The following is a 23,895-nucleotide window of genomic DNA, read 5'->3' on the forward strand; positions in this document are numbered from 1 at the left end:
GTGCGGTCTCAGGGAAGGTCGGTGTCGAGCAGATCGGCGTCGTCGGGGCCCACCGGGTAGGGCGGAGGGTCGATGCCGTCGATCATGTGGCTGCCCCACAGGTCGACGTCGGTCACGCGCGCGGTCGCGGTGCCGGCGTGACCGCGGTCGGGAAGTGTCAGCGTGAGCTCGGTGCCGGTGGCCGGGGGCGCGTCCGGTGCGAGCGCGGCGGCCAGGTCGCGCAGCCTGCCCCGCCAGCGGTGGCGGCCGCTGATCGGATCGAACCAGTCGGCCAGTTCCACGTCGACGACGATCTGCCTGCCGCCGACGACGACCTCGGCGCGGCCACGGTATCCCTCGGACATACCTCGATTTTACACGTAACTCGAAGTTACGTGAAACTGGTCACTCTGCGCCGGATTCGCGGTCGTCCTCGCGCCGCAGCGGATGCGGCTGCGACTTGAACTTGACGGGCGAGCCGTCCGCCGACGCGATCCCGGTCATCCCGCCCCAGGTCATCATCGTCAGGTAGTCGATGAGATCCTCCGCCGTCATCGACTTGTTCGAGATCCACCAGTGCGTCGCGAGCTGGATTCCGCCGACGATGCCGTACGCCCACGGGACGGATCCCCCCGAATCCATCTCCAGCAGCCGCAGGCGCTCACCGAGGACCGTCGCCACCAACTCGGCGATCATCCGCTCGGAATCGGCGACCACGTCGCGGCTCGCCGACGAGCTGTTGCTCATCACGTACAGGTAGACCTCGGGATCGGAGGCGACCGTCTCGACGTAGGCGGCGATGGCGACCCGGGTCAGTTCGTACTCGTCGAGGTCCTCGGCGACCGCCGCGTAGATCTTCGGCGCCAGGATCCGCTCGACGTACCGCAGCATCGTCGCGGTCGTCAGATCGTTCTTGTCCGTGAAGTAGCGGTAGAGGACCGTCTTGGAGACGCCGATCTCCGCGGCGATCTCGTCCATCCCCACATCGTGGCCGCGCACGCGGATCGCGGCGATCGTGCCGTCGACGAGTTCCTCGCGCCGCGCGATCTTGTGCTCGTGCCACCGGCGCTTGCGTCCGTCCTGTTTGGCGGGCGCCGACTGCGGGGCCGAGGATTCGAGGGGGGAGGTTTCGAGGGGCGAGGTCGGGGAGGGCGCACTTTTGCTGGGCACTGGGTTGGCACATCCGTTCGGTTTCGATCGTCGGCTCAGTCTACGGCGACCGGTATGTGTCGCGGAGGTCCCGCAGGTGTCCGTCCGATTTCGGCACAATGGCGAAGGTGCAGCTTCTGAGCAACGACGACGCCGTCAAGCGCGGCGACCTCCGCCGCATGAAAGCGGTTGCCACCGGGTTCCTGGTCTTCGCCACGGTGGTGTATCTGTTCTGCCGCTGGCAGGAAACCCGGGGAGCCGGTGAGTGGGTCGGCTACGTGCGCGCGGCCTCGGAGGCGGGCATGGTCGGCGCACTCGCCGACTGGTTCGCCGTGACCGCCCTGTTCCGGCACCCCCTCGGAATCCCGGTGCCCCACACCGCGATCATCAAGAAGAAGAAGGATCAGCTCGGTGCGAGCCTGAGCTCGTTCGTCGGTACCAACTTCCTGGCTCCGGAGGTCGTGTCGGCAAAGATCGAGTCCGCGCAGATCCCGCTGCGGCTGGGCGCGTGGATGGCCCAGCCCGCGAACGCGCACCGGGTCGCGCAGGAGACCTCGACGGTGTTGCGCGGCATCGTGACGGTGCTGCGCGAGGAGGACATCCAGCAGGTCATCGACAACACGATCGTCAAGCGCATCGCCGAGCCGGAATGGGGGCCGCCGATCGGCCGCGTGCTGACCGAGCTCATCGCCGAGGAACGTCACCTGCCGCTGATCGACATGCTCGCCGAGCGGGCTCATCAGTGGGCGCTGGGAAGCCAGGAGACCATCGACCGGATCATCTCGCGCGATTCGCCGTCGTGGTCGCCGAAGTTCGTCGACATGCTGCTGGGTGAGAAGATCCACCGCGAACTCGTCGAATTCACCTGGAAGGTCCGGTCCAACCCGGATCACGAGGTCCGGCTCGCCGCGAACAAGTTCCTCGCCGACTACGCCCGCGATCTGCAGACGGATCCGGCGACGATCGCCAAGGCCGAACGCGTCAAGGCCGAGATCATGGGCCGGGACGAGGTGACCCAGCTCGCGGCCGCCACGTGGCGGACCGCCAAGCGCATGATCCTCGAATCCGTCGACGATCCGAACAGCACCCTGCGCACGAAGGTCGCCGAGAACGTCATGCACTTCGGGGCGCGGCTGCGCGACGACGACGAGCTGCGCGGCAAGGTCGACGGCTGGCTGCTGGCCGGTGCCCGCTACATCGCCGCGAACTACGCGGACGAGATCACCGCGGTGATCCGGGAGACCGTCGAGCGGTGGGACGCCGACGAGGCGAGCCGGAAGATCGAGCTGGCCGTCGGGCGTGATCTGCAGTTCATCCGCATCAACGGCACGGTCGTCGGCTCGCTCGCCGGTCTGGCCATCTACACCGTCTCCCAGCTGCTGTTCGCGTGAGGTCGCTCACTTGCTAGCAGAGTGCTTGCTGTAGCTAGCACCCGCTCGTATGCTGGGGACATGCCCACGAATCAAGGGGACGCCGCACCGGTCGACAGTCCGGACGGTGACGGATCCGGAATCACCGGACCGAGCGACCTCGCGTCGCGTGTCGTGAACACCGCCGCTCAGGACATCGGCGGGTTCATCCGCTCCCAGCGCGAGGCGGCGCAGGTGTCGCTGCGGCAGTTGTCGCAGCTCGCCGGCGTCAGCAATCCCTATCTCAGCCAGATCGAACGTGGGTTGCGCAAGCCCTCTGCGGAGGTGCTCGGGCAGATCGCCAAGGGCCTCCGGTTGTCCGCGGAGGTTCTCTACGTGCGGGCCGGGATTCTCGAGCAGCGGCCGCACAGCGCGGTACGTGACGCGCTGCTGGCCGATACCGCGCTCAACGAGCGGCAGAAGCAGGTCCTGCTCGACATCTACGACTCGTTCTGTCGCGAGAACGAATCCGCCCCGCCCGGGCAGGCGCCGGACACCGATTCCGGGACCGCCGCCCAGTACGAGACCGACCCCGATGAACAGGAGAAATGACATGACCGATCCCAATGTCGCCATCCGTACCTCCCTCTACGCCGCGGTCGGCGCGGGCGACGCCGTGGTCCAGGCCGTCGCCGACGTCGTCGCCCAGGTGCGCGAGCGCGCCGAAACCAACCGGAGCGACGTCAACGAGCGCGTCGAGAACGCCCGCGAGAAGCTTCTGGGCCTGCCCGCGGACCTCACCGAGACCGTCGAGTCCCTGCGCGACCGTCTCGCCGGACTGCCGGCCGAACTGCCCGAGGAGATCGCCGAACTGCGCGAGAAGTTCAGCCCCGAGGAGCTGCGCAAGGTCGCGGAGGCATACCTGAAGGTCGCGTCCGATCTGTACACCTCGCTCGCCGAGCGCGGCGAGGAGACCGTCGAGCGGCTCCGCAAGCAGCCCGCCGTCGAAGAGGGCCTCGGGCGCGCCGAAGCCGCGTTCGGCGACGCCGTCGATCTCACCGAGGACGCTCTCGGCACCGTCGCCCGCCAGACGCGCGCCGTCGGTGAGCGTGCCGCGAAGCTCGCCGGTATCGCCGCCGGCCGCATCTCCGAGACCGCCGAGGGGGTCGGCGACGCCATCGCCGACGCCGGCGACGAGGCGGCGCTGAAGGTCCTCGAGTTCGCGGACCAGGCCGAAGAGGTCGCCGACGAGGCTGCCGATCGCGTCGAGGGCGCCGCGCTCGAGGTGGACGAGGCCGCCAAGTCCGTGACGGAGAAGGCGGCGCCTGCCAAGGCCGCTGCCGGGAAGGCTCCCGCCAAGGCCGCGCCGGCCAAGGCGCCCGCCAAGACCGCCGCGGCGAAGGCTCCCGCGAAGAAGGCGGCGCCGCGCAAGACCACCGGCGCCTGATCGCAGGTTTCGCAGCAGAACCAGGGCATCGGCTCCCGTGCGGCAGTGCACGGGAGCCGATACTCGTAGGATGGAAACGTGCCGAATGTGAATTCTCTTGCCGGTCTGATCCTCTTCGCCCTGCAGATCCTGGCGATCGCAGGGGCGGTGTTCGCGCTGGTTCACGCGGTGCGTCAGCCGGCGGAAGCGTTCCCCGCCGTGGACAAGCTCACCAAGCCGGTGTGGCTCGGGATCCTCGCGGTCGCGCTGATCGTGCTGTTCTTCCTCGGGGCCATCGGGATGCTGGGCATCGTCGCCGTCGTCGCGGTGTGCGTGTACCTGGTGGATGTGCGCCCGCGCGTGGAGGAAGTGCAACGCCCGCGCTGGTGAGATGCGCGGCCGGGCGGTGAGGTGGTCCCCGCGGCTCCGGCTGTCGTCCCTTGACACCGCGCGGCGAGATAGTGACACTCGGAGTAACGGCTAAATTTCCGAGACGAGGTGATCGCCGTGACGCTCACCCGACCCGTCCGCACCGGTGAACGACAGGACACCGCTGCGCGGCTGCTCGAATCCGCCGCGCGCTCGTCGTTCGATCCCGAGATCGAAATCGACTGGGACGCGCCGATCCCGCCGGACAAATACGGCATGAGTCCCGAATGGTCGAGTCTCTACGGCACCGGCCTCTGGGACCGGATGACCGAGGACCAGCGCATCACCCTCACGCGGCACGAAGCCGCCAGCATCGCCGGAACCGGCATCTGGTTCGAGATGATCCTCATGCAGATGCTCGTCCGCGATCTCTACCGGCACGACCCGGCGACCCCCTACGTGCAGTTCGGCCTCACCGAAATCGCCGACGAATGCCGGCACTCGACGATGTTCGCCCGGTCCGCGCAGCACTTCGGTGTCCCCTCCTACCGGCCCCCGCGCTGGGTCCGCGAATCCGGACGCGCCTTCAAGGCCGTCGCCGGGGGCGCGCTCGCGTTCGGCGGGGCACTGTTCGCCGAGGAGATCCTCGACGCGATGCAACGCGACTTCATGCGCGACGACCGCGTCCAGCCGATCACCCGGACCGTGAGCCGCATCCACGTGATCGAGGAATCCCGGCACATCCGCTACGCCCGCGAGGAAACCGCGCGCCGCATGCGCGACGTGTCCCGCCTCGACCGCGCATGGATCCGGATGCATCTTGCCGTCTCGGCGTATTTCATCGTCACGAGCCTGGTCAACCCGCGCGTCTACGCGGCGGCCGGCCTCGACGTCGACGAGGCGAAGGCAGCGGCCCGGACCAACACCCACCACCAGGACCGCATCCGTCACGCCTCCCGCCGCACCGTCGAATTCCTCGACGACGTGGGGCTCATCGGCGGTCCCTCGACCGTGCTCCTGCGCCGCGCGCACATCATCTGACCCGGCATCGCACCCACCAGATCGGAGAAGAACACAGGTGAAGAAGCCCTCACGCCGGACCGCCCTCGCGGTCTCCGGACTCGTCGCCGTCGGCACCGCCCTCGGAACCGCAGCCGCCCGCCGTCGCGGCACCGCGGTCCGTAGCGTCGTGGCGGTTCCCGGGGATCCCGGCGACGCCCTGCTCGCGCATCCGCAGGCCGTCCACGACGAGGTCGACGTCAGCGCGGACGACGGGGCACGCCTGCACGTGCGCGCGTACGGCGACCCCGATGCCGACATCCTCGTGCTGAGCCATGGCTGGACCTGCTCCACCGACTTCTGGACACCGCAGATCAACGCGTTCGCCGAGAAGTACCGCGTCGTCGTCTACGACCAGCGCGGACACGGCCGCAGCGAGACCGGCAGCCGCGTCTTCGGACCCGACGTACTCGCCGACGACCTGGCCGCGGTACTCGCCGCGACCGTCCCCGCCGGCCGCAGGGCCGTGCTCGCAGGGCACAGCATGGGCGGCATCAGCATCATGGCGTGGGCCGAACGGCACCCGGACCAGGTGCGAGACAAGGTGTCGGGGGTGCTGCTCGCGAGCACCGGCATGGACAATCTCGTGGCCGCCTCGACGATCGTGCCGCTGCCGCAACGCGCACCGCGCGTCCCGGTACCCGTCGCCCGCCGGCTGATGGGCGCGACCGTGCCGCTGGTTGCATCCTCGGTCACCACCCGCGCGATCAAGTACGTCGCTCTGTCGCCGACCGCGACGCCCGCCGCCGTCGCGTTCTGCGAGAAGATCGTGCTCGGCTGCCCTCCCCGCACCCGCGGCGGCTGGGGTGTCGCGCTCAGCGCCCTCGACGTCCACCTCGGACTCGCGAACCTCATCGTCCCGACGACGGTCCTCGTGGGCAGCGCCGACCGCCTCACCCCGCCGAGCCACGCGGAGCGCCTGGCCGCCGGGCTCGACGAAGCCGGCAACCTCGAGCACCTCGTCGTCGTCGACGGTATCGGGCACATGAGCTCGGTCGAAGCGATCGACGTGTTCAACTTCGAACTGGAGCACCTCTTCGAACTCGCCGGGCAGCCCGTCGGCAGCTGACCGGCCGGCCCATCCGGCGGTGCCGCGGGTCCGAACCACCGGTGAGACACCGGAGGATCGCCATGGCCGAAACGCCGACCACCCCACCGCAGGCCACCCGGCCACCCGGGGCGCTCGCGCGCGCCGCGGCCGGCGTCGTCGCGGCCGGACTCGTCGTCGGGCTCGGTGAGCTGCTGGCCGCGGCGACCGTTCCGGCCGCGTCCCCGTTCTTCGCGGTCGGCGCGACGACCGTCGACCGGGCACCCGCCTGGGCGCGGGAGTTCGCGATCGGCACGTTCGGGACCGCCGACAAGGCGGCGTTGTTCGTCGGCATGTCGGTGCTCGTGGTGGCCTGCGCGATCGTGGCCGGTCTGATCGAACGTCCACGGAGGCCCTACGGTGGAGCCCTGCTCGCGGCGCTCGGGGCGGTCGGGGTGTACGCGGCGCTGCACCGCCCGGGAGCCGCCGCATCCGCCGCGGCCCCGACCGTGATCGCCGTCGTCGCCGGAATGTTGTTCCTGCAGTTCGCGATCCGGGTGCTGTGGACCCGGGAGGGAAGATCGTCGTCGCAGCCGGACATGGACCGTCGGCGTTTCCTCGCGGTTCTCGGCGCGGGCGTCGCGGTCGCGGTCGCCGCCGGTGCCGCCGGCCGGTACCTGGCGGACCGGCTGGCGCAGGTCCTCGAGGACCGCGGCCGGTTCCGGGTGCCGGCCGCCGCCGTCGCGGCGCCTGCCGTCCCACCCGGCGCCGACCTGACGACGGGACCGCGCGCCGTGCCCGGGGCCACCCCCTTCGTCACGGCGAACCGCGACTTCTACCGCATCGACACCGCGCTGCAGGTTCCGCGCCTCACCACCGCGGACTGGCGCCTGCGCATCCACGGCATGGTGGATCGGGAAACGACACTGACCTGGGATGATCTCGCCGAGTTCGAGGTGGTCGAACGGCTGGTGACGTTGACCTGCGTGTCCAACCCGGTCGGCGGCGACCTCGCGGGCAACGCCCGCTGGACCGGTTATCGCACGGCCGACATCCTCGACCGCGCCGGGGTCCGGACCGACGCCGACATGCTGCTGTCCACCAGCGTCGACGGATTCACGGTCGGAACACCGCTCGCGGTGCTGCGGGACGGCCGCGACGCACTCCTCGCCGTCGCGATGAACGGCGAACCGCTCCCGCTCGAGCACGGCTATCCGGTACGCCAGGTGGTACCCGGGCTCTACGGTTACGTGTCGGCGACGAAATGGGTCGTCGACTGGGAGCTCACCCGCTTCGACCGCGCGCAGGCGTACTGGACGCGGCGCGGCTGGGCGCCGCAGGGTCCGATCCGCACCGCGTCGCGGATCGACGTGCCGACCCCGTTCGCCCGGCTCGCGGCCGGGCCGGTCGTCGTGGCGGGCACCGCATGGGCACAGCACCGGGGGATCGGCCGCGTCGAGGTCCGAGTCGACGGAGGGTCGTGGCAGGAGGCGGAACCGGCCGACGAGTATTCGGTGGACACCTGGCGTCAGTGGCGGTGGGTGTGGGATGTGAGCCCCGGCGACCACACACTCGAGGTCAGGGCCGTCGACGGCGACGGGACTGTGCAGGAAGAGCAGCGGCGTCCACCGGTACCGGACGGCGCCACCGGGCTGCACAGCTGCCCCGTCACGATCGTCGCGTGACGGGGCCGGGCCGATCGAACCCCGTCAGTTGAACACGACGGTCTTGCGGCCGTGCACCAGCACCCGGTCCTCGAGATGCCAGCGCAGGCCCCGGGCCAGCACCAGCTTCTCCACGTCGCGCCCCTGACGCACCATGTCGCTGACCGTGTCGCCGTGACCGACCCGGATCACGTCCTGCTCGATGATCGGGCCGGCGTCGAGCTCGGCGGTGACGTAGTGGCAGGTCGCGCCGATCAGCTTCACGCCGCGCGTGAACGCCTGATGGTAGGGGCGGGCACCGATGAACGATGGCAGGAAGCTGTGATGGATGTTGATGGCGCGCCCGGCCCAGTGTTCGCACAACGTGGACGGCAGCACCTGCATGAACCGGGCGAGCACCACCGCGTGCGGATCGTGCACGTCGACGAGTTTGCGCACCTGCTCGAATGCCGGGCCGCGCTCGGCGGGATCCTTCGGGAACGACACGTAGTGGTAGTCGATGCCGTGCCGCCGCGCGACCGTCTCGAGCTCCGGATGATTTCCGACGACCGCGCAGATCTCGGCCTTGAGTTCCCCCGCCGCGACGCGTCCGAGGATGTCGTGCAGGCAGTGCGCCTCCTTGCTCACCAGCAGCACGACCCGCTTGGTTTCGCCCGTGTCCGACAGCGTCCACTCGGTCTCCGGGCCGATCTCCCCGGCGACGACCGCGAACTTCTCCCGCAGCTCCTCGATCCCGAACGGGATGGACGACGCCCGCACCGCCTGCCGCGTGAAGAACCAGCCACTGTCCTGGTCGGCGTGGTAGGCGGCCTCGACGATGGAGCCGCCAACCTCGGCGAGGAAGGTGGCGATCCGGGCCACGATGCCGGTGGTGTCCGGGCAGCCGAGGGTCAGGACGTAACGACGGTCGTCGGTGGAAGCAGCGGTCATACCGCCGATTGTCTCAGGTGGGTTCGGTGCGCCGGTCAGACGGTTGCCGGGGGACGCCGCACGGTCGCGGTGCCGACCAGGGTGGTCGCGTCGATCGTGTGCAGGCCGCGCTCGGTGACCTCGGTCAGCAGGTCGCGTCGCACCGCATCGACCACGGGCTCGTCCAATCCGGCGAGGGCGCCGCGCAAACCGGTTCCCACGACCAGGTTCCAGCACAGTTCGTCGGTGGCGGGCAGCAGGTTCGACATCACGTCCACCTCGACCGAGTGACATCCCGCGCCGGCGAGCCACGCCCCGAGTGTTTCCGGAGTGTCGATGCGGTGCAGCGGTGTACGGTCGCGCAGCGACAGCCGGTCGGCGACCTCGGGGGAGTACCGGGCGGCGACGTCGAACACCAGCGCCGTGAACTCGGCCATCGCACCGGACCGCCACACAGTCACCCCGACCCGGCCGCCGTGCCGGACCAGCCCGACGAGACGGGCGAAGCTCGCGTCCATGTGCGGCAGGAAGAACACCCCGTAGGAGACGGCGAGCGCGTCGTATCCGGCCTCCGGAACCGACGACGGCGGCTCCCACACGGTGGCATCGGCGCACACGAAGTCGATGTTCTGCAGGGCGCGGTCCTCGGCGGTCAACCGGCCGAGCTCGAGCAGATCCGCGGCGACGTCGACGGCATGTACCCGACCGGCCGGTCCGACCGCCGCGGCGGCCGGCAATGCGGACGATCCGGCGCCGCAGCACACGTCGAGGACGGTGTCACCCGGGTGCAGGCCGAGCGCGAAGACGAGCGACTGCCCGGCCGGCCCCCACACGGTCGCGGTGAGCCGGTCGAACCGGCCGCTCGCGTCGTCGAACGTGCGGGCCACCTGGTCGATCGGATCTGCCATGTGCGGAGACGCTAGCCGATCACGCGGAACGGTGGGGCCCAGCGGAACGGGCCCGTCGTGCCGGGGCGACGGGTGGTCGGCGCGCGGGCCCGGGAGTGCGGTGCCCACTCCGCGCATCGGGGGCGACGCCCGGGCCGCGCGGGCGGCGGGAACGGGGTGCGGTGGTGTGGGAGGCTGGCGGCATGCCGGACACCGCTCACACCCGCGCCCAGGTCGCCGCGATGATCGACCACACCCTGCTCAAGCCGGAGGCGTCCTCCGCCGACGTGCGCGCGCTCGTCGCCGAGGCCGTCGACCTCGGGGTGTACGCGGTGTGCGTATCACCGTCGATGCTGCCGCTGCGCACCGAGGGCGTCACGGTCGCGACCGTCGTGGGATTCCCGTCCGGCAAACATCATTCGCTGGTCAAGGGTGCCGAGGCGCGGCTCGCCGTCGAGCAGGGTGCCCGCGAGGTGGACATGGTCATCGACATCGGCGCGGCGGTCGCCGGGGACTGGAACGCGGTGCTCGCCGACATCCTCACCGTCCGCGAGGCGATCGGTTTCGACCCCGTGCTCAAGGTGATCATCGAATCCGCGGTGCTGTCCGACGGCGCCATCGTCGAAGCGTGCCGCGCCGCCGAGCGCGCCGGTGCCGACCTCGTGAAGACCTCCACCGGGTTCCATCCGGCCGGCGGTGCGTCGGCGCACGCGGTGCGCCTGATGGCCGAGACCGTGGGTGGCCGGCTCGGGGTCAAGGCCAGCGGCGGCATCCGCACGGCCGAGGCGGCGCTGGAGATGATCGACGCCGGCGCCACCCGGCTCGGCCTGTCGTCGTCGCGGGCCGTGCTCGACGGCCTTCCGGACTGAGCACGCGGCTTCTCAGATCAGGCTGCAGCCCTGCTGCGGCTGCTGGCCCTGACCTTCCTGCGGGCGCGGCATCGTGAAGCTGCCGCCCTCGAGGGTGAGGTTCACCCCGTTGTCGTCGACGGCCACCTCGGTGGCCTGCATGCCGAGCGGATACTGCTGCAGACCGGTCGCGAGGATCTGCACGACCCCGTCCACGAGGGCCGTGGGCAACCCGAAGCCCAGGACGGACGCGTCGACGGTCTCGACCGCGACGACACCGTCCTGCACGACCGGGCGCACGGTGAACTCGGCGAGACCCTCGCCGCCGACGGTGAACCGCAAGGTTCCCGCGGACGCGTCGGGGGTGACGGCCGTGACGAGGGAGCCCAGGCTCTGTTCCTGGACGGTCGCGAGGATGCCGCTGGCGGGCCACACGACCTCGGCCCGCGAGCTGCCGATCGTTCCGGTGCTGTCGGCCGTCGCGTTCAGATCGACGTCCTTCGCGACGGCGTGGACGGTCATCTCCTTCGCCGGACCGAAGGCGGTGTCGTCGCTGTCGAGCGTCACCGACGGCACCTTCTTGTCGATCAGCTGCAGCAGCACGGGTTTCCAGCTGAGATCGACGTCGACGCCGGTTCCCAGTTCGGATTCGAGCGATTGCGCAAGGCACGTCGTCGCCCGGTTGCGGACGTAGACCTCGGCGCCGACGAGCACCGCGACGAGCGCGACGACGACCACGGCGGCGACGGTGGCGAGGGTGGAGCGCTTCGAGTTCGTCATGATGCCGATTGTTTCCGACAACTCTGAGGATCTTCTGAGCCGCGCGCGGCAACCCGCCGCACGAAACTGTGAGCTGGGCCACAATTGTTCGGTACTGTGGCGGCATGACGAGTTGGACGGGTTCTGGGTACGGGGCCTCCGGGCGGGCCGACGCGGACGAAGCGCTCCGCCGACTCGCACTGACGCAGGCCGGATTCTTCACCGCCAGACAGGCGATCGGGCACGGCATCGACGCGGACGCTTTCGTCACGCGCATCGATGCGGGGCTGTGGATGCGCGTCGAGAACGAACTGTTCCGGCTCGCCGAGAGCCCCCGCACGAAGTTCGACGAGTTCGCGCAGTGGTGCGCCTGGTACGAGGGCGCCGCGGTCGTCTCACACCAGAGCGCCGCGGAACTGCACGCGATGGGTCACCTGCAGCCGAGGTTCCTGCACCTGTCGACGCTCGATCAGCGCACCGTGCCGAGCAATCGGCTCGCACTGCATCACCGGGCGCTGGCGAACGAGGATTGTGAGATGGTCGGCTGTTTCCGGGTGACCACACCCGCGCGCACCGCCGTCGACCTCGCCGCGGGCGGCGTGTCCCAGGAAGTGCTCGACGAACTCGTCGGCGACGCCATCGCGATCGGCCGGGTCGACTCCGACCAGCTGCACGCCGCGGTGGCGAATCAGCCTGCTGCGGTCGCCGACCGCATCGAGCTCGCGCTGCTCGCTGCCGGTTGAGCGGTGACACACCGGCGCGAGGCGCACCCTATGCCGGGGCGACCGCGTCCCACGGCACCGTCAGCACGCAGTCGCGCAGACGCCGACGCTGAGGGGCGATCGGAACCCCTTGTGCACGTAGCAGATCCAGTGTGGCCCGCCATCGGATGCGGGGTCCGAACGCGGCGTGCGGGGCCGCGGTCGCCCACGCCCGGTCCGCGGCCTGCAGCAGATCGTGGATCCGCTCACCGGGAACGTTGCGGTGGATCAGGGCCTTCGGCAATCGCTCCGCCAGATCGGACGGCGTCTCGATGTGGAACGGACTCCACGCCAGCGTCAGGCTGCGCGGACCGTCCCGGTCCAGCAGCACCCACGCGCAGCGCCGGCCCAGCTCGTCGCACGTGCCGTCGACGAGCAGACCGCCCGGCGCCAACCCCGACCGCAGCCGCTCCCACACGGGTGCGACCGCGTCCTCCGGGTACTGCCGCAGCACGTTGAACGCGCGGACCAGCACCGGTCGCAGCCCGGCCAGCTCGAAACCACCCCGCGCGAAGCGGACTCCGTCGCGGCCCGGAACCACCCGCTCCGGATCGATCTCGAGACCGACCATCCGCAGGTCGGGACGCACGGTGCGCAGACGCGACGCCAGTTCCAGCGTGGTCACCGGCATCGCCCCGTAGCCGAGATCGACGACCAGCGGATCCGGCGCGGAGCGCAACAGCCGGACGATGTCGGGATGGTGCACGGCCCAGCGGTCGCTGCGGCGCAGGCGGTTGATGCCGGTGGTGCCGCGGGTGACGACACCTTCCGGACGTGGGGCTCGCACGATCGGGACCGGCCTACTGCCGGGCCAGCCAGTCGGCCGTGATCTCCGCTTCGGTGCGGAACAGCTCGACGAGGTTCTGCAGCATCAGCTCTTCGAGCTTGCCGCCGACGAACGGCAGATGCACCTTCGCCTCCGACGTGGTGCGCAGCGTGCACCCCCCGTCACCGGCGAACAGTTCCATGGTGCCGGTGAGGCTGCCCGGACCGGCCGGGATCGACGCCTCGTAACGGCCGGTCGCCTTCCCGTCGAATGCGCTGTAGGACTCCGTTCGGGTGATGACCATGTCCTTCTTCATCACCGTCTGCGCGATCTCCGGCAGCTCCGAGCGGGGCAGGATGTGGTGCAGCACCAGCGCGATACCGGAGTCCGACACCTCGAACGATTCGACGTGGTTCTGCGAATACTTGCGCATCTCCACCATCCGGGCCTCCCAGTGGGCCGGGTCGCGCAGCGCCGCGTACACCCGCTCCGCCGGATACGGATAGCGGGCGGAATAGTCCATGCGCCGTGCCATAGCGGGCCAGGCTACCGGCTCGCCTCGATCACGCGGAAATCCTCAGGAGTCGGATCGGCCCAGCCAGCCGGCCGTGAACTCCTGCTCGGCGTCGAACAGTTCGACGAGCTGTTCGACGATCAGGCCCTCGATCTTCCCGCCCAGGAACGGGATCTTCACCTCGACCTCACCGTCGATCTCGACGACCGTCCCGGTGCGTCCCGGGGCGAGCGTGAAGGTGCCTTCGACCTTGCCCGGCATCCCGTCGACCCCGGCGGAGAACCGGCCGTGCGCGCGGTCGCCGACGAGCGGTTCCCACGATTCGTGGCGGTGGATGACCAGATCGCCGGGGCGGATGTTGGTGACCACGCTCGGCAGGTGCTCGGCGGCGATGGCCTGCTTCATGTGCAGATCGATCGTTCCGGCGCCGGTCGTCGCGTTCTCGACGGCGGCGCCGGGACCGCCGACCCGCGCCAGGCGCTCACGCCAGTACTCGGGGTCGACGAGCGCAGCGTGCACCGTCGCCGCAGGGAACTCGTAGTGGGCGGAATGGTCGATAGGGGTACCCATGGACCGTCACGCTACCGTTTGCGGGTGCCCGATCCACGTATGACGTCCCGGCTCGCCGACGCGGGAGCCACGGTTTCCGAGCAGGTGCCGCTGTCGACCCTGACGACGTTGCGGCTCGGCGGACCCGCCCGCATCCTCGCCGAATGCGCCACCACCGACGTGCTCGTCGACGTCGTGCGGCTGCTCGACACCGAGAACGTGCCGACGCTGATCGTGGCCGGCGGCTCCAACCTCGTCGTCGGTGACGCCGGGTTCGACGGGGTCGTCGTGAAGGTCACGACCACCGCTGTCGAACTGGGCACCGATCGGGTGCGCGCCGAGGCCGGTGCGGTGTGGGACGACGTCGTCGAGAAGACCGTCGCCGCCGGGTTCGGCGGCCTCGAGGCACTGTCCGGGATACCCGGATCCGCCGGCGCGACCCCCGTGCAGAACGTCGGGGCGTACGGCGTCGAGGTCGGTTCGGTGCTGCGCCGGGTGCGGCTGCTCGACCGCCGCACCGGTGACGTGCGCTGGGTGGGCCCGGAGGATCTGGGGCTCGGATACCGGACGAGCGTGCTCAAGCATTCCGACGCGGCGCTTGTCGTCGACATCGAACTCGAGGTGCGTCCCGACGGTTCGAGTGCGCCGCTCGGCTACCGGGAACTCGCGACGGCGCTCGGTGCGGGGGAGGGCGAACGACGACCGGCCGCGGAGGTCCGCGAACAGGTGCTGACGCTGCGCCGCGGCAAGGGCATGGTTCTCGACGCCGCCGACCACGACACGTGGAGCGCCGGGTCCTTCTTCACCAACCCGGTCGTGCCCGACGACGCCCTGCCCGCGGTGCTCGCCGCGGTCGCCGCTCGGGTCGGCACCGAGGTGCGGGTGCCCCGGTTCCCTGCGGACGGCGGCACCAAACTGTCCGCCGGGTGGCTCATCGAACGGGCCGGATTCGGCAAGGGCTTCCCGTCGGAGGACGCCCCGGCGCGGTTGTCGACGAAGCACACCCTCGCCCTGACCAACCGCGGCCACGCGTCCACCGCGGACCTGGTGGCCCTCGCCCGGCAGGTCCGGGACGGCGTGCAGGAGGCGTTCGGGGTGCGGCTCGAACCGGAACCGGTGCCGGTCGGCTGCCGGATCTGAGCCGCCCGCCGAACCCGCCGGGGACGCGGACCACCGAGAGCTGGGCCACACCGAACGCGCGCGTACCGTGAAAAGGGTGCACGACCTGCGTAAACGGACAAATCGGTTGGTGTGGCTCCTGTGTGTGGGCCTGGTGACGTTGCTCGCCGCCTGTTCCACCTCGGACGGCGGGGCGATCGCCGCCGACCCCGAACCCGCCGTCACGATCACCGCGAACCCGGCCGACGGTGCCACCGACGTGAACCCCACCGCGCCGGTCTCGGTGACCGCCACCGACGGCACGCTCCGCGACCTCGCGCTCACCAACAGCGACTCGGGCGTCGTCGTCGACGGGACGCTCGCCGCGGACGCCCGCAGCTACACCGTCACCGAACCCCTCGGTTACGGACAGACCTACCGATGGTCGGGAACCGGCATCGCGCCGAACGGCGACGAGGTCGCGGTCGAAGGCGAGTTCTCGACCGTCGATCCCACCGACGTGATCGGCGCGACCCTGAACATCGCCGACGGTCAGGAGGTCGGGATCGCCGCGCCGATCATCGTGCAGTTCGACGGCCCGATCGAGGACAAGGCCGCCGTCGAGAAGGCCCTCGTCGTCACCACGAACCCGCCGACCGAGGGCGCTTGGGCATGGCTGCCCGACGACAACGGCGGCGCGCGGGCGCACTGGCGACCCCGGCAGTACTGGGCGCCCGGCACGACCGTGAGCCTGGACGCGCGGCTCTACGGGCTCGCCTACGGCGACGGCGCGTACGGCGCCGAGGACCTGACCCTCGACTTCGGTATCGGCCGCAGCCAGGTCGTCGTCGCGAACGCGCAGAGCCACCGCATGCAGGTGGTGCGTGACGGGCAGACCGTCATGGACATCCCGGTCAGCTACGGCGAGGGCAACGAGACCCGCAACGTCACCCGCAGCGGCATCCACGTGGTCAGCGAGAAGCACGAGGACTTCCTCATGTCGAACCCGCCGTACTACGAGAACGTCCGCGAACGCTGGGCCGTGCGCATCTCCAACAACGGCGAGTTCATCCACGCCAACCCGCTCACCACCGGCCAGCAGGGCGCGTCCAACGTCACCAACGGATGCATCAACCTCTCGATGGCGGACGCCGAGGCGTACTTCGCGATCGCGATGTACGGCGATCCGGTGGAGGTCAGCGGCACCTCGATCGACCTGTCCGAGGCGGACGGCGACCTGTGGGACTGGGCCGTGGACTGGCCGACCTGGCAGTCGATGTCCGAACTGTAGGCCGGGCGGACCGCTCTACCAGCGGTTGCGGACCTCCTCGGCGAAACCGAGCAGGTTCTCGATCTCGAGGCGGGTGCCGTCGTCGAGCAGCACGTGACCGCTGTACCGCCCGAACACCTGATGCTGGGTGGACCGCACGATGAGCGCGTTCACGTCGGCGGCCCGGTCGACGATCGGCTCGAAGTCCATCTCGAAGCGGCTGTCGCTGCTCGTGAACCGCCACGGTCCGCCGTCGTACGTGCCGTGCGGACGGTGGAAGTGGACGCGGTCGAGTTTGTGCGCGACCCCGTCGTGGAACAGCATGTTCTCGGTCGCCGCGGTGGTGTCGCCGAAGCCGTACCCGATGTTGAATCCGAACCGGGTTCCCTCGTGCAGGCCGGACGCGGACCCCCAGTACCAGGTGTTGTCGTATGTCCACACGCCGCGACCCCAGTCCAGGACACCGAACGTCGAGGCCGCATCGAACTCGTAGGGGCGGCCACGGACGGTGAGCGTGCCCGCTGCGGGGAGACAGTTGATCTTCTGGTTGTAGTAGAACGCCTTCGGCGCGCGCGGGAACGGCGTGGCGATCACCATACGGTCGTCGGCGGGCTGCTGCAGCAGCAGTTCCCCGGACAGCCCGCGACCGCCGTCGAACCCGGGATGATCGACGATCAGGCGACGGCCCCGGCTCTCGTGCCGGAACTCGACGCGCAACGCACCCCGGTGCACGACCACGTCTCCGGCATCGGCACTCGCCGGCATCCGCATGCGGCCGAGCGGGAAGGGGATCAGTTTGTTCTCGGTGACCTCCGTGCCGGCGGCCAGATCCAGCCAGCTCAGCCCGACCAGGCCCATGTACCCGTTGTCGGCGACCGTCAGCGCGAGACCGACCGGACCGGCAGCGGTATCGGAGATGAGGCAGTAGTAGTCCCACTCCTTGATCCGCAGCCGTGACGCCGAGATCCGCGCCCGGTCGTAGGTGCGGATCTCGGCGGTGGCCCAGCCGGGCTGCTCGAGACGACCACGGTCGTCGAGCAGGGGTCCGGGCGACAGGCGCTGCTGCTGCATACCTCCAGAGGCTAGTTGCTCACCCGGTGGAACCGGCCCGCACTCGCCTGATCACGCGGCTTGACGATGATCTGATCCAGGTTCACGTGCGACGGACGGGAGGCGACGAACCCGACGATCTCCGCGATGTCCTGCGCGACGAGCGGCGTGATGCCCTCGTACACCTTGTCGGCGCGTTCCTGATCACCCTCGAACCGCACCAGCGAGAACTCGGTCTCGACCGCGCCCGGGGCGATCTCGGTCAGCCGCACCGGCTTGCCGAGCAGTTCACCGCGCAGCGTCCGGTGGACCACCGCCTGGGCGTGCTTGGCCGAGGTGTAGCCGGACCCGTTGTCGTACGCCTCGAACGCGGCTACCGACGTGATCGTCACGATCAGGCCGTCACCGGAATCGATCAGCTTGGGCAGCAGCGCCTTCGTCACGCGCATGGTGCCGATGACGTTCGTCTCCCACATCCAGCGCCAGTCGTTCTCGTCCGCCTCGGCGACCGTTGCCAGCCCCTTCGCGCCACCGGCGTTGTTGACCAGCACGTCCACCCGCGGCAGCACCGTGGTGAACGCGGTGACCGAATCCTCGTCGGTCACGTCGAGTTCGAGTGCGGTGCCGCCGATCTCCTCGGCGAGCTTCTCGAGCCGGTCGAGACGGCGGGCACCGACGACGACGTGATAGCCCTGCGCGGCGAGGGTGCGGGCGGTGGCCTCGCCGATGCCGGACGAGGCCCCGGTGACGACGGCGACGCGGGAATCGGCGACACGGAGATTCGGGGAGTTGGTCATTCCCCGATCCTAGGCGGGGGTGGCGTCGGTCTCGACGATCGAGTACGCGTCGGCGTCACCGGCGATCGAGCGGCTGCGCTCGCCGTGGATGTTGACCGGGACGTCGCCGGCGAGGGTGATCCGGTGCAGGCGACGGTACTGCTCGTCGTAGTCGGCGACCGCGTAGTGCTGGGTGGCGCGGTTGTCCCAGATCGCGACGTCACCGGCCTGCCAGTTCCAGCGGGTGGTGTACTCGAGCTTCTGGTGGTGTTCCTGCAGCAGCCGGAACAGGGCGTGCGACTGATTGCCGCTCAGGCCGGTGAAGTTCTTGACGAAGTGACCGAGCAGCAGCGACCGCTCGCCGGTCTCGGGGTGCACCCGCACGACGGGGTGTTCGGTCTCGAACAGTTCGGAGCGGAACTCGTCGCGGTACTCGGCGGTTCGTTCGGTCGCGCGTTCGGCGCTCTCGGCGGCGTAGTCGTAGACATTGGTGTGGACCGCCCACAGGTTCTCCACGAGGGCCTTGAGCGGAGCGGGCAGACCCTCGTACGCGGCGACCCCGGACGCCCACACCGTGGACCCGCCGTACTCGGGCAGGGTCACCGCACGCAGGATCGACGCCTTCGGGATGCGATCGACGAACGAGACGTCGGTGTGCCAGCTGTTTGCCTTGCCGTAGTCGGAGTCGATCGGCAGGATCCGGACACCGCGCGACTTCACGGTCGGATGCGCCGTCGTCGGCGTGCCGAGCAGTTCCGCGAACGCGTACTGCGCGTCGTCGTCCAGATGGTCCTGGCCGCGGAAGAAGACGACCTTGTACTCGGCGATCGCGCGGCGGATCAACGCGACCGTCGCCGGATCGAGGTCGCCGCCGAGCCGGACTCCGTCGATGCGGGCACCGAGGTGCGCACCCAGTTTCGCGACGGTCGCGGTGGTCGGGGAGGGGGCGGCGGAAGTGGCGAAATCGACGGACATGGCGGGCCTTTCGCGACGGAGCAGGATGGACGCATCCATGCAAACAGCAGGCCGCGGCCCCGAGAAGCATTCGGCTCAGGATGATTCGGGCGATCGCGTCCGGCGCGGGGATTCCCTACCGTTCCGGCCTGAATTGGACAGCGACGCCGGGGGACGTTATGTTCGACGACATGTCAGCAGGCCGCCGCTCCGCCCCGCGCGTCACGTACGTGACCGCCGCGCTCGGCTCGCGCCTGCCGCTGGCACGGGAACTCTGTTGTCGTAGTCACGGTGCCATCAAGTAGTTTCGCGCCGGGTCCGGGCCTGTGACGGCCTTCCCTCTGATCGCCTGTTCGACGTCGTCTGTGCACGTCGCGGTGGTTCGGCGCGTTCATGACCGTGTCACGCCAGCCCGCCAGGGCCGAATCACGAGGATTCCACGCCTGTGTCGACTTCCACGCTTCCCGCCCCGTCCGCTCGTTCGTCCGCCGCGTCCCGCGGCATCTCCCGGACCGCGACCACCCGGGCCCGCTCCACGGCCCGGGTGCAGATCGTCGCGCCGGACCTGCGGATCGCCGACGGCACCGCGGCATCGGTGTTCCGTGTCGCCGCCGCGCGCGGCCCGGTCTCCCGCGACGTCGCCGCCAAGGTCACCGGCCTGAGCATCGCCACCGTCAACCGGCAGGTGTCGGCGCTGCTCTCGGCCGGATTGCTCCGGGAGCGCGCCGATCTCGCGGCGTCCGGCGCCATCGGCCGGCCCCGTGTCCCGTTCGAGGTGGACCACGAGCCCTATCTGACCGTCGGTATCCACATCGGCGCCGTCGTCACCGGCATCGTCGCGGCGGATCTGCGGGGCCGCATCATCGGTGCCGTCGAGATCCCCACGCCGCGAGGTGATCAGGACGTCGTCCTCGGGTCGATCACCGCGAGTGCCCGGGCGTTCGCGTCGCGCTGGCACCGCCGCACCCCGCTGTGGGTCGGAGTCGCGCTCGGCGGCCGGGTCGACTCGGAGACCGGTCTCGTCGACCATCCTCGTCTGGGCTGGACCGGTGCGCGGGTGGGCGCGATCGTCGGCCGCGGCATGGGGCTGCCCGTCTCGGTGGCCGCGCACGTCGAGGCGATGGCCGCGTCGGAACTGCTGCTCACCCCGGAGCGGGAGGCCGCCGACACCAAGGGCACCGGGCTGTACTTCTACGCTCGCGAAACAACCGGTATCGCAATAACTTTCGACGGTCGCGTGCACACCCCGAACGGCGGGCCCGGATCGATCGCGCACCTGCCGACCGGCTCGGCGGCCGCGTGCTCGTGCGGCGCGACCGGCTGCCTCGAAGCCACCGTCAGCGACCGGGCCGTGCTGCTGAAGGCCCGCGATGCCGGCCTGCTCGGCGACGTCGAGGATCCGGCCATCGGCACGCTGTACAAGCTCGCCCGCGAGGGTTCGGCACCCGCACACGAGATCCTCGTCGATCGTGCGACCGTTCTCGGCCGTACCGTCGCGATGCTCCGCGACCTGTTCAACCCGGACCGCGTCACCCTCGGCGGGCAGGCGTTCACCGAGTACCCAGCGGGTGTGCCGCACGTAGCCGAAGCGTTCGCACGCGCGTCGAACCTGCCGCGCAAGGACATTCGCATCACCGGATTCGGCAATCGGGTGCAGGCGCACGCCGCCGGCGTGGTGTCGCTGAGCTCGCTGTATTCCGATCCGCTCGGCTCGATGCGGCGATCGCAGGCCTGAGCGGTCGCGTCCGACAGGGCTTACATCCCGACTGCACGGCGTACACCCCTTCCGGTTGCCCGGAAGGGGTGTACGCGTCCTCGAAAGGGTGTATGCCATTCCTCAGAGTGGCAGTGCCGTCTCGACCAGTCCGGGCGCGGCGCCCAGCCGCCGGAACCACTCGAGTCCGAACGCCGCGCGCAGCATGTCGTCGGGCATCGACAGCATCGGACCGAAATCGCCGATCTGAGACGCATGAGCCTGCATCGCAGCGCGTTTGGCGGCGATCGTCGCCGACACGTCGACCGTCGTCGTCAGTTCCGATTCCGCCAGGCCGAAGGAATCCAGGTCCGGCGGCGTCCGGTCCTCGGTCATTCCCGGATTCGCCGCGATCATGCGCCGCAGATGGTCGCGGTTCAGTGCCGACTCGTAGACGGCCCGATGGCCGACCAACTCGCTCGCCCGCAGTCCGACGTGGTGCACCTGAACGTGATCGGGGTGCCCGTACCCGCCGTTCGGATCGTAGATCGTGACGACATCGGCGCCCTCCTCGTCCAGCACCGTGGCCAGCCGGCGGGCGGCCGCGTCGACGTCGACGTTGCAGAACGCCGCGGGGTTCGCGTTCTCGGGTGTGCCGGCCATTCCGGAGTCGGCGTAGCCGAGCGGGACGAGCCGGGCCACCCCCAGCGCCTCGGCGGATCGCTCCACCTCCGTCAGCCGCCGTGACGCGAGGCTCTCCCCGGGCCGCAACAGACCGTCCGGAACCTCACCGGCCGCGCCGTCCGTCGCGACGACCAGCACCACCCGGTGACCGGCGTCGGCCGCCAGACGCATCACCCCTCCCGTGGTGAACACCTCGTCGTCGGGATGCGCGTGAAAGCAGACCAGGACACCCATACCGTGCATGCTGGCACGGATGACCGACACAGGGGGAACCCGGGAGAGGAATCCACATTCGTGACAGCGACAGCGGGTCGTTCCTACCGTGCCCTGTTCTCCGCGCCCGGCGCGGCCGCGTTCTGCATCGCCGGATTCGTCGCGCGATTGCCGATCGCGATGGTAGGGATCGGCATCGTGACCATGTTCTCCCAGTTGCGGGGCGACTACGGGCTCGGTGGCGCACTGTCGGCGGTGTTCGCGCTGGCGTACGCGGCGCTGACCCCGCTGGTGTCCCGGGCGGTCGACCGGCACGGCCAGTACCGGGTGCTGCCGGCCGCCGCCGCGATCAGCGCGGCCGCAACCGTCGCGATGCTCGCCGCCGTACGGCTCGGGGCACCGACCGCGCTGCTGTTCCTGTGCGCGATCCCCGCCGGCCTCATGCCCACGATCGGTGCGATGGTCCGGGCCCGGTGGACCGAGTTGTATCGCGGCACCGACCGGTTGCGGACCGCGTTCGCCCTGGAAGCGGTGATCGACGAAATGTGCTTCATCGTCGGCCCGGTGCTGTCGGTGGGCCTGAGCGTCGCGCTGTTCCCGGAGGCGGGGCCGCTGCTCGGCGCGGTGCTGCTGCTGGTGGGCACCGTGGCGCTCGCGGTCCAGCGCCGCACCGAACCACCCGTGCAGGCAGTGGCCTCCGGGCGCCGCGACGCCGCGTCGGACCGCCCGCGGCGCGGCACCCTGCTCAGCCCCGTGCTGATCGCCCTCACCGCGGTGATGGTCGCGATGGGCACGATCTTCGGGGTGATCGACGTCGTGGGTGTGGCGTTCACCGCCGACCGCGACGCACCCGGTGCGGCGACGTTCGTGCTCGCCCTGTTCGCCACCGGATCGGCGGTCAGCGGACTCGTCTTCGGGGCCCGGCACGTGGCCGCCCCGCTGACCCGGCAACTGCTGGTCGCGACCGCGGCGGTCGCGGTGCTGCTGTGGCCGCTGCTGCTCGCCGGCACCGTCCCCGCCCTGGCCGCGCTGTATCTGCTGGCCGGGATCACGATCTCGCCGACCATGATCGTGACGATGTCGCTCGTCGAGCGTGTCGTCCCCGCCGAGCGGCTCACCGAGGGCATCACCTGGACGGTCACCGGCCTCGGTGTCGGTGTCGCCGCCGGATCGGCACTGGTCGGGCAGGTCATCGACCGGTCCGGCACCTCCGCCGGGATCGGGGTGGCGCTTGCGGCCGGACTGATCGGCTGTGCGCTGGCCGCGGGGATCCGGATACGGACGCGGCTAACGTAGCCGCCATGAGCGTGCATGAAGTTCTCGGTGCCGACGGCACATCCATCGTCTACCGGGCGTTCGGCGACCCGTCGTCCCGGCCGCTGGTGCTGCTGCACGGGTGGGCGCAGTCCTCGCGCTGCTGGGGAGAATCGCTCCTCGAGGACCTCGCCGCCCGGTACCGGGTGATCGCCGTCGACCTGCGCGGGCACGGCTACTCGGGTGCGCCCGCCGACGGATACGACGACCGCGGTGCGTGGGCGTCGGACGTGCGTGCGGTGCTGACGGCCGAGAACTGCTCCGACGCGGTGCTTCTCGGCTGGTCCTACGGCGGACTGGTCATCTGCGACTATCTCGCCGTCCACGGTACCGAGGGTATCGCCGGTCTCGTGCTGGTCGGTGCGATCACGAGCATCGGCCGCGGCGAGAAGGGCGGCAAGGTGGGTGCGGCGATGCGCGCGGCGATCCCGGCCGCGATGTCCGAGGACCCGCAGATCGCGGTCCCGGCCCTCGACGCGTTCGGTGCCTCCCTGGTCGGCGCGGCCCGGCCCGAGGCGGGCGGGGCGGTCGCCCAGGCGCTGCTCGGCAGCAGCCTGCGGACGCCGCCGGCGGTGCGGTCGGCGCTGTTCGCCCGCGCCGTGGGCAACGACGACCTGCTGCGCGGACTCGACCTTCCGGTCCTGGTGCTGCACGGCACCGCCGATTCCGTGGTCGACCTCTCGGCGGCCGAGCACGCGGCGAGCCTGCTGTCGCGCGCGACCACCTCGTTCTGGGACGGCACCGACCACGGGCCGTTCGTCGAGGACCCGCGGCGGTTCGCCGAGGACATCGCCCGCTTCGTCGGCACCCTCGGGTAGCGGGCGGGGA

At 70.3% G+C, this 23,895-nt stretch carries 26 protein-coding genes; 14 read left to right on the plus strand and 12 right to left on the minus strand.

Annotated elements, in window-relative coordinates; translation table 11 throughout:
• Nucleotides 1–8: 8 nt before the first annotated feature.
• Nucleotides 9–344 carry a DUF4873 domain-containing protein gene (locus A8G15_RS11015; RefSeq protein WP_068159017.1) on the minus strand — a complete coding sequence of 112 codons (336 nt, stop codon included), beginning with the start codon at nt 342–344 and terminating at the stop codon, nt 9–11.
• 40 nt (nt 345–384) lie between these two features.
• On the minus strand, nt 385–1,149 hold the full coding sequence (locus tag A8G15_RS11020; protein WP_068159020.1) for a TetR/AcrR family transcriptional regulator: 765 nt from the start codon (nt 1,147–1,149) through the stop codon (nt 385–387).
• A gap of 98 nt (nt 1,150–1,247) precedes the next feature.
• Between A8G15_RS11020 and A8G15_RS11025 the strand changes: the two genes are divergently transcribed.
• From A8G15_RS11025 to A8G15_RS11055, 7 genes are all read left to right on the plus strand, one after another.
• Nucleotides 1,248–2,519 carry a DUF445 domain-containing protein gene (locus tag A8G15_RS11025; protein ID WP_068159022.1) on the plus strand — a complete coding sequence of 424 codons (1,272 nt, stop codon included), beginning with the start codon at nt 1,248–1,250 and terminating at the stop codon, nt 2,517–2,519.
• Nucleotides 2,520–2,579: 60 nt separating this feature from the next.
• Nucleotides 2,580–3,089: a helix-turn-helix domain-containing protein gene (locus A8G15_RS11030; RefSeq protein WP_068159024.1), complete on the plus strand. Its 510-nt coding sequence runs from the start codon at nt 2,580–2,582 to the stop codon at nt 3,087–3,089.
• Between the two features lies 1 nt (nt 3,090).
• Nucleotides 3,091–3,924 (plus strand): heparin-binding hemagglutinin, encoded by an 834-nt coding sequence (locus A8G15_RS11035; protein ID WP_068159026.1) that lies wholly within the window; start codon nt 3,091–3,093, stop codon nt 3,922–3,924.
• 78 nt (nt 3,925–4,002) lie between these two features.
• Nucleotides 4,003–4,293: a DUF2516 family protein gene (locus tag A8G15_RS11040; protein ID WP_068159029.1), complete on the plus strand. Its 291-nt coding sequence runs from the start codon at nt 4,003–4,005 to the stop codon at nt 4,291–4,293.
• Between the two features lie 117 nt (nt 4,294–4,410).
• Nucleotides 4,411–5,313 carry an AurF N-oxygenase family protein gene (locus A8G15_RS11045; protein WP_068159093.1) on the plus strand — a complete coding sequence of 301 codons (903 nt, stop codon included), beginning with the start codon at nt 4,411–4,413 and terminating at the stop codon, nt 5,311–5,313.
• 37 nt (nt 5,314–5,350) lie between these two features.
• The gene (locus tag A8G15_RS11050) at nt 5,351–6,400 is read left to right on the plus strand and encodes an alpha/beta fold hydrolase (RefSeq protein ID WP_068159031.1); all 1,050 of its coding nucleotides are present in this window, start codon (nt 5,351–5,353) and stop codon (nt 6,398–6,400) included.
• Nucleotides 6,401–6,462: 62 nt separating this feature from the next.
• Nucleotides 6,463–8,043 (plus strand): molybdopterin-dependent oxidoreductase, encoded by a 1,581-nt coding sequence (locus A8G15_RS11055; RefSeq protein ID WP_068159033.1) that lies wholly within the window; start codon nt 6,463–6,465, stop codon nt 8,041–8,043.
• 24 nt (nt 8,044–8,067) lie between these two features.
• On the opposite strand, the gene purU is transcribed toward A8G15_RS11055, so the two are convergent.
• Together purU and A8G15_RS11065 are read right to left on the minus strand one after the other, a co-directional pair.
• A complete protein-coding gene (gene purU / locus A8G15_RS11060) occupies nt 8,068–8,952 on the minus strand; it encodes a formyltetrahydrofolate deformylase (RefSeq protein ID WP_068159035.1) in 885 nt (294 codons plus the stop codon).
• 35 nt (nt 8,953–8,987) lie between these two features.
• Entirely contained in the window at nt 8,988–9,839 is an 852-nt protein-coding gene (locus A8G15_RS11065; protein WP_068159038.1) for a class I SAM-dependent methyltransferase, read from the minus strand.
• A 182-nt stretch (nt 9,840–10,021) separates the two neighbouring features.
• Between A8G15_RS11065 and deoC the strand changes: the two genes are divergently transcribed.
• Nucleotides 10,022–10,687 carry a deoxyribose-phosphate aldolase gene (gene deoC / locus A8G15_RS11070; RefSeq protein ID WP_068159039.1) on the plus strand — a complete coding sequence of 222 codons (666 nt, stop codon included), beginning with the start codon at nt 10,022–10,024 and terminating at the stop codon, nt 10,685–10,687.
• Nucleotides 10,688–10,699: 12 nt separating this feature from the next.
• Here deoC and A8G15_RS11075 read toward each other — a convergent pair whose 3' ends face one another.
• Entirely contained in the window at nt 10,700–11,446 is a 747-nt protein-coding gene (locus tag A8G15_RS11075) for an LmeA family phospholipid-binding protein (protein WP_068159041.1), read from the minus strand.
• Nucleotides 11,447–11,550: 104 nt separating this feature from the next.
• On the opposite strand from A8G15_RS11075, the gene A8G15_RS11080 reads away from it, so the two are divergent.
• The gene (locus A8G15_RS11080; RefSeq protein ID WP_068159044.1) at nt 11,551–12,168 is read left to right on the plus strand and encodes a type IV toxin-antitoxin system AbiEi family antitoxin domain-containing protein; all 618 of its coding nucleotides are present in this window, start codon (nt 11,551–11,553) and stop codon (nt 12,166–12,168) included.
• Between the two features lie 28 nt (nt 12,169–12,196).
• On the opposite strand, the gene A8G15_RS11085 is transcribed toward A8G15_RS11080, so the two are convergent.
• From A8G15_RS11085 to A8G15_RS11095, 3 genes are read right to left on the minus strand one after another with little or no spacing between them, the layout of a single operon-like run.
• Nucleotides 12,197–12,976, minus strand: a complete 780-nt coding sequence (locus A8G15_RS11085) for a class I SAM-dependent methyltransferase (RefSeq protein ID WP_245687799.1) — start codon at nt 12,974–12,976, stop codon at nt 12,197–12,199.
• A gap of 10 nt (nt 12,977–12,986) precedes the next feature.
• Nucleotides 12,987–13,487 carry a DUF2505 domain-containing protein gene (locus A8G15_RS11090; RefSeq protein ID WP_068159048.1) on the minus strand — a complete coding sequence of 167 codons (501 nt, stop codon included), beginning with the start codon at nt 13,485–13,487 and terminating at the stop codon, nt 12,987–12,989.
• 42 nt (nt 13,488–13,529) lie between these two features.
• Complete coding sequence (locus tag A8G15_RS11095; protein ID WP_068159050.1) at nt 13,530–14,036, minus strand: DUF2505 domain-containing protein; 507 nt, start codon at nt 14,034–14,036, stop codon at nt 13,530–13,532.
• A 39-nt stretch (nt 14,037–14,075) separates the two neighbouring features.
• Between A8G15_RS11095 and A8G15_RS11100 the strand changes: the two genes are divergently transcribed.
• Both A8G15_RS11100 and A8G15_RS11105 read left to right on the plus strand, forming a co-directional pair.
• On the plus strand, nt 14,076–15,155 hold the full coding sequence (locus A8G15_RS11100; protein WP_068159051.1) for a UDP-N-acetylmuramate dehydrogenase: 1,080 nt from the start codon (nt 14,076–14,078) through the stop codon (nt 15,153–15,155).
• A 76-nt stretch (nt 15,156–15,231) separates the two neighbouring features.
• Complete coding sequence (locus A8G15_RS11105; RefSeq protein WP_281180630.1) at nt 15,232–16,404, plus strand: Ig-like domain-containing protein; 1,173 nt, start codon at nt 15,232–15,234, stop codon at nt 16,402–16,404.
• Between the two features lie 15 nt (nt 16,405–16,419).
• Here A8G15_RS11105 and A8G15_RS11110 read toward each other — a convergent pair whose 3' ends face one another.
• From A8G15_RS11110 to A8G15_RS11120, 3 genes are read right to left on the minus strand one after another with little or no spacing between them, the layout of a single operon-like run.
• Entirely contained in the window at nt 16,420–17,454 is a 1,035-nt protein-coding gene (locus tag A8G15_RS11110) for a DUF2804 domain-containing protein (RefSeq protein WP_068159054.1), read from the minus strand.
• Nucleotides 17,455–17,465: 11 nt separating this feature from the next.
• Nucleotides 17,466–18,230, minus strand: coding sequence for an SDR family NAD(P)-dependent oxidoreductase (locus tag A8G15_RS11115; protein WP_068159055.1), 765 nt, complete (start codon nt 18,228–18,230; stop codon nt 17,466–17,468).
• A gap of 9 nt (nt 18,231–18,239) precedes the next feature.
• Nucleotides 18,240–19,184, minus strand: coding sequence for a TauD/TfdA dioxygenase family protein (locus A8G15_RS11120; RefSeq protein WP_068159095.1), 945 nt, complete (start codon nt 19,182–19,184; stop codon nt 18,240–18,242).
• Between the two features lie 424 nt (nt 19,185–19,608).
• Between A8G15_RS11120 and A8G15_RS11125 the strand changes: the two genes are divergently transcribed.
• Entirely contained in the window at nt 19,609–20,898 is a 1,290-nt protein-coding gene (locus tag A8G15_RS11125) for an ROK family protein (protein WP_068159056.1), read from the plus strand.
• Between the two features lie 102 nt (nt 20,899–21,000).
• On the opposite strand, the gene A8G15_RS11130 is transcribed toward A8G15_RS11125, so the two are convergent.
• The gene (locus tag A8G15_RS11130; protein ID WP_068159097.1) at nt 21,001–21,774 is read right to left on the minus strand and encodes a PIG-L family deacetylase; all 774 of its coding nucleotides are present in this window, start codon (nt 21,772–21,774) and stop codon (nt 21,001–21,003) included.
• On the opposite strand from A8G15_RS11130, the gene A8G15_RS11135 reads away from it, so the two are divergent.
• Nucleotides 21,745–23,049, plus strand: coding sequence for an MFS transporter (locus tag A8G15_RS11135; RefSeq protein WP_156665338.1), 1,305 nt, complete (start codon nt 21,745–21,747; stop codon nt 23,047–23,049). The two genes, A8G15_RS11130 and A8G15_RS11135, sit on opposite strands and share 30 nt — an antisense overlap.
• A 5-nt stretch (nt 23,050–23,054) precedes the next feature.
• Complete coding sequence (locus A8G15_RS11140) at nt 23,055–23,885, plus strand: alpha/beta fold hydrolase (RefSeq protein WP_068159058.1); 831 nt, start codon at nt 23,055–23,057, stop codon at nt 23,883–23,885.
• The last annotated feature ends 10 nt before the right edge of the window (nt 23,886–23,895 follow it).

Source organism: Rhodococcus phenolicus, from assembly GCF_001646785.1.
GTDB lineage: Bacteria > Actinomycetota > Actinomycetes > Mycobacteriales > Mycobacteriaceae > Rhodococcus > Rhodococcus phenolicus.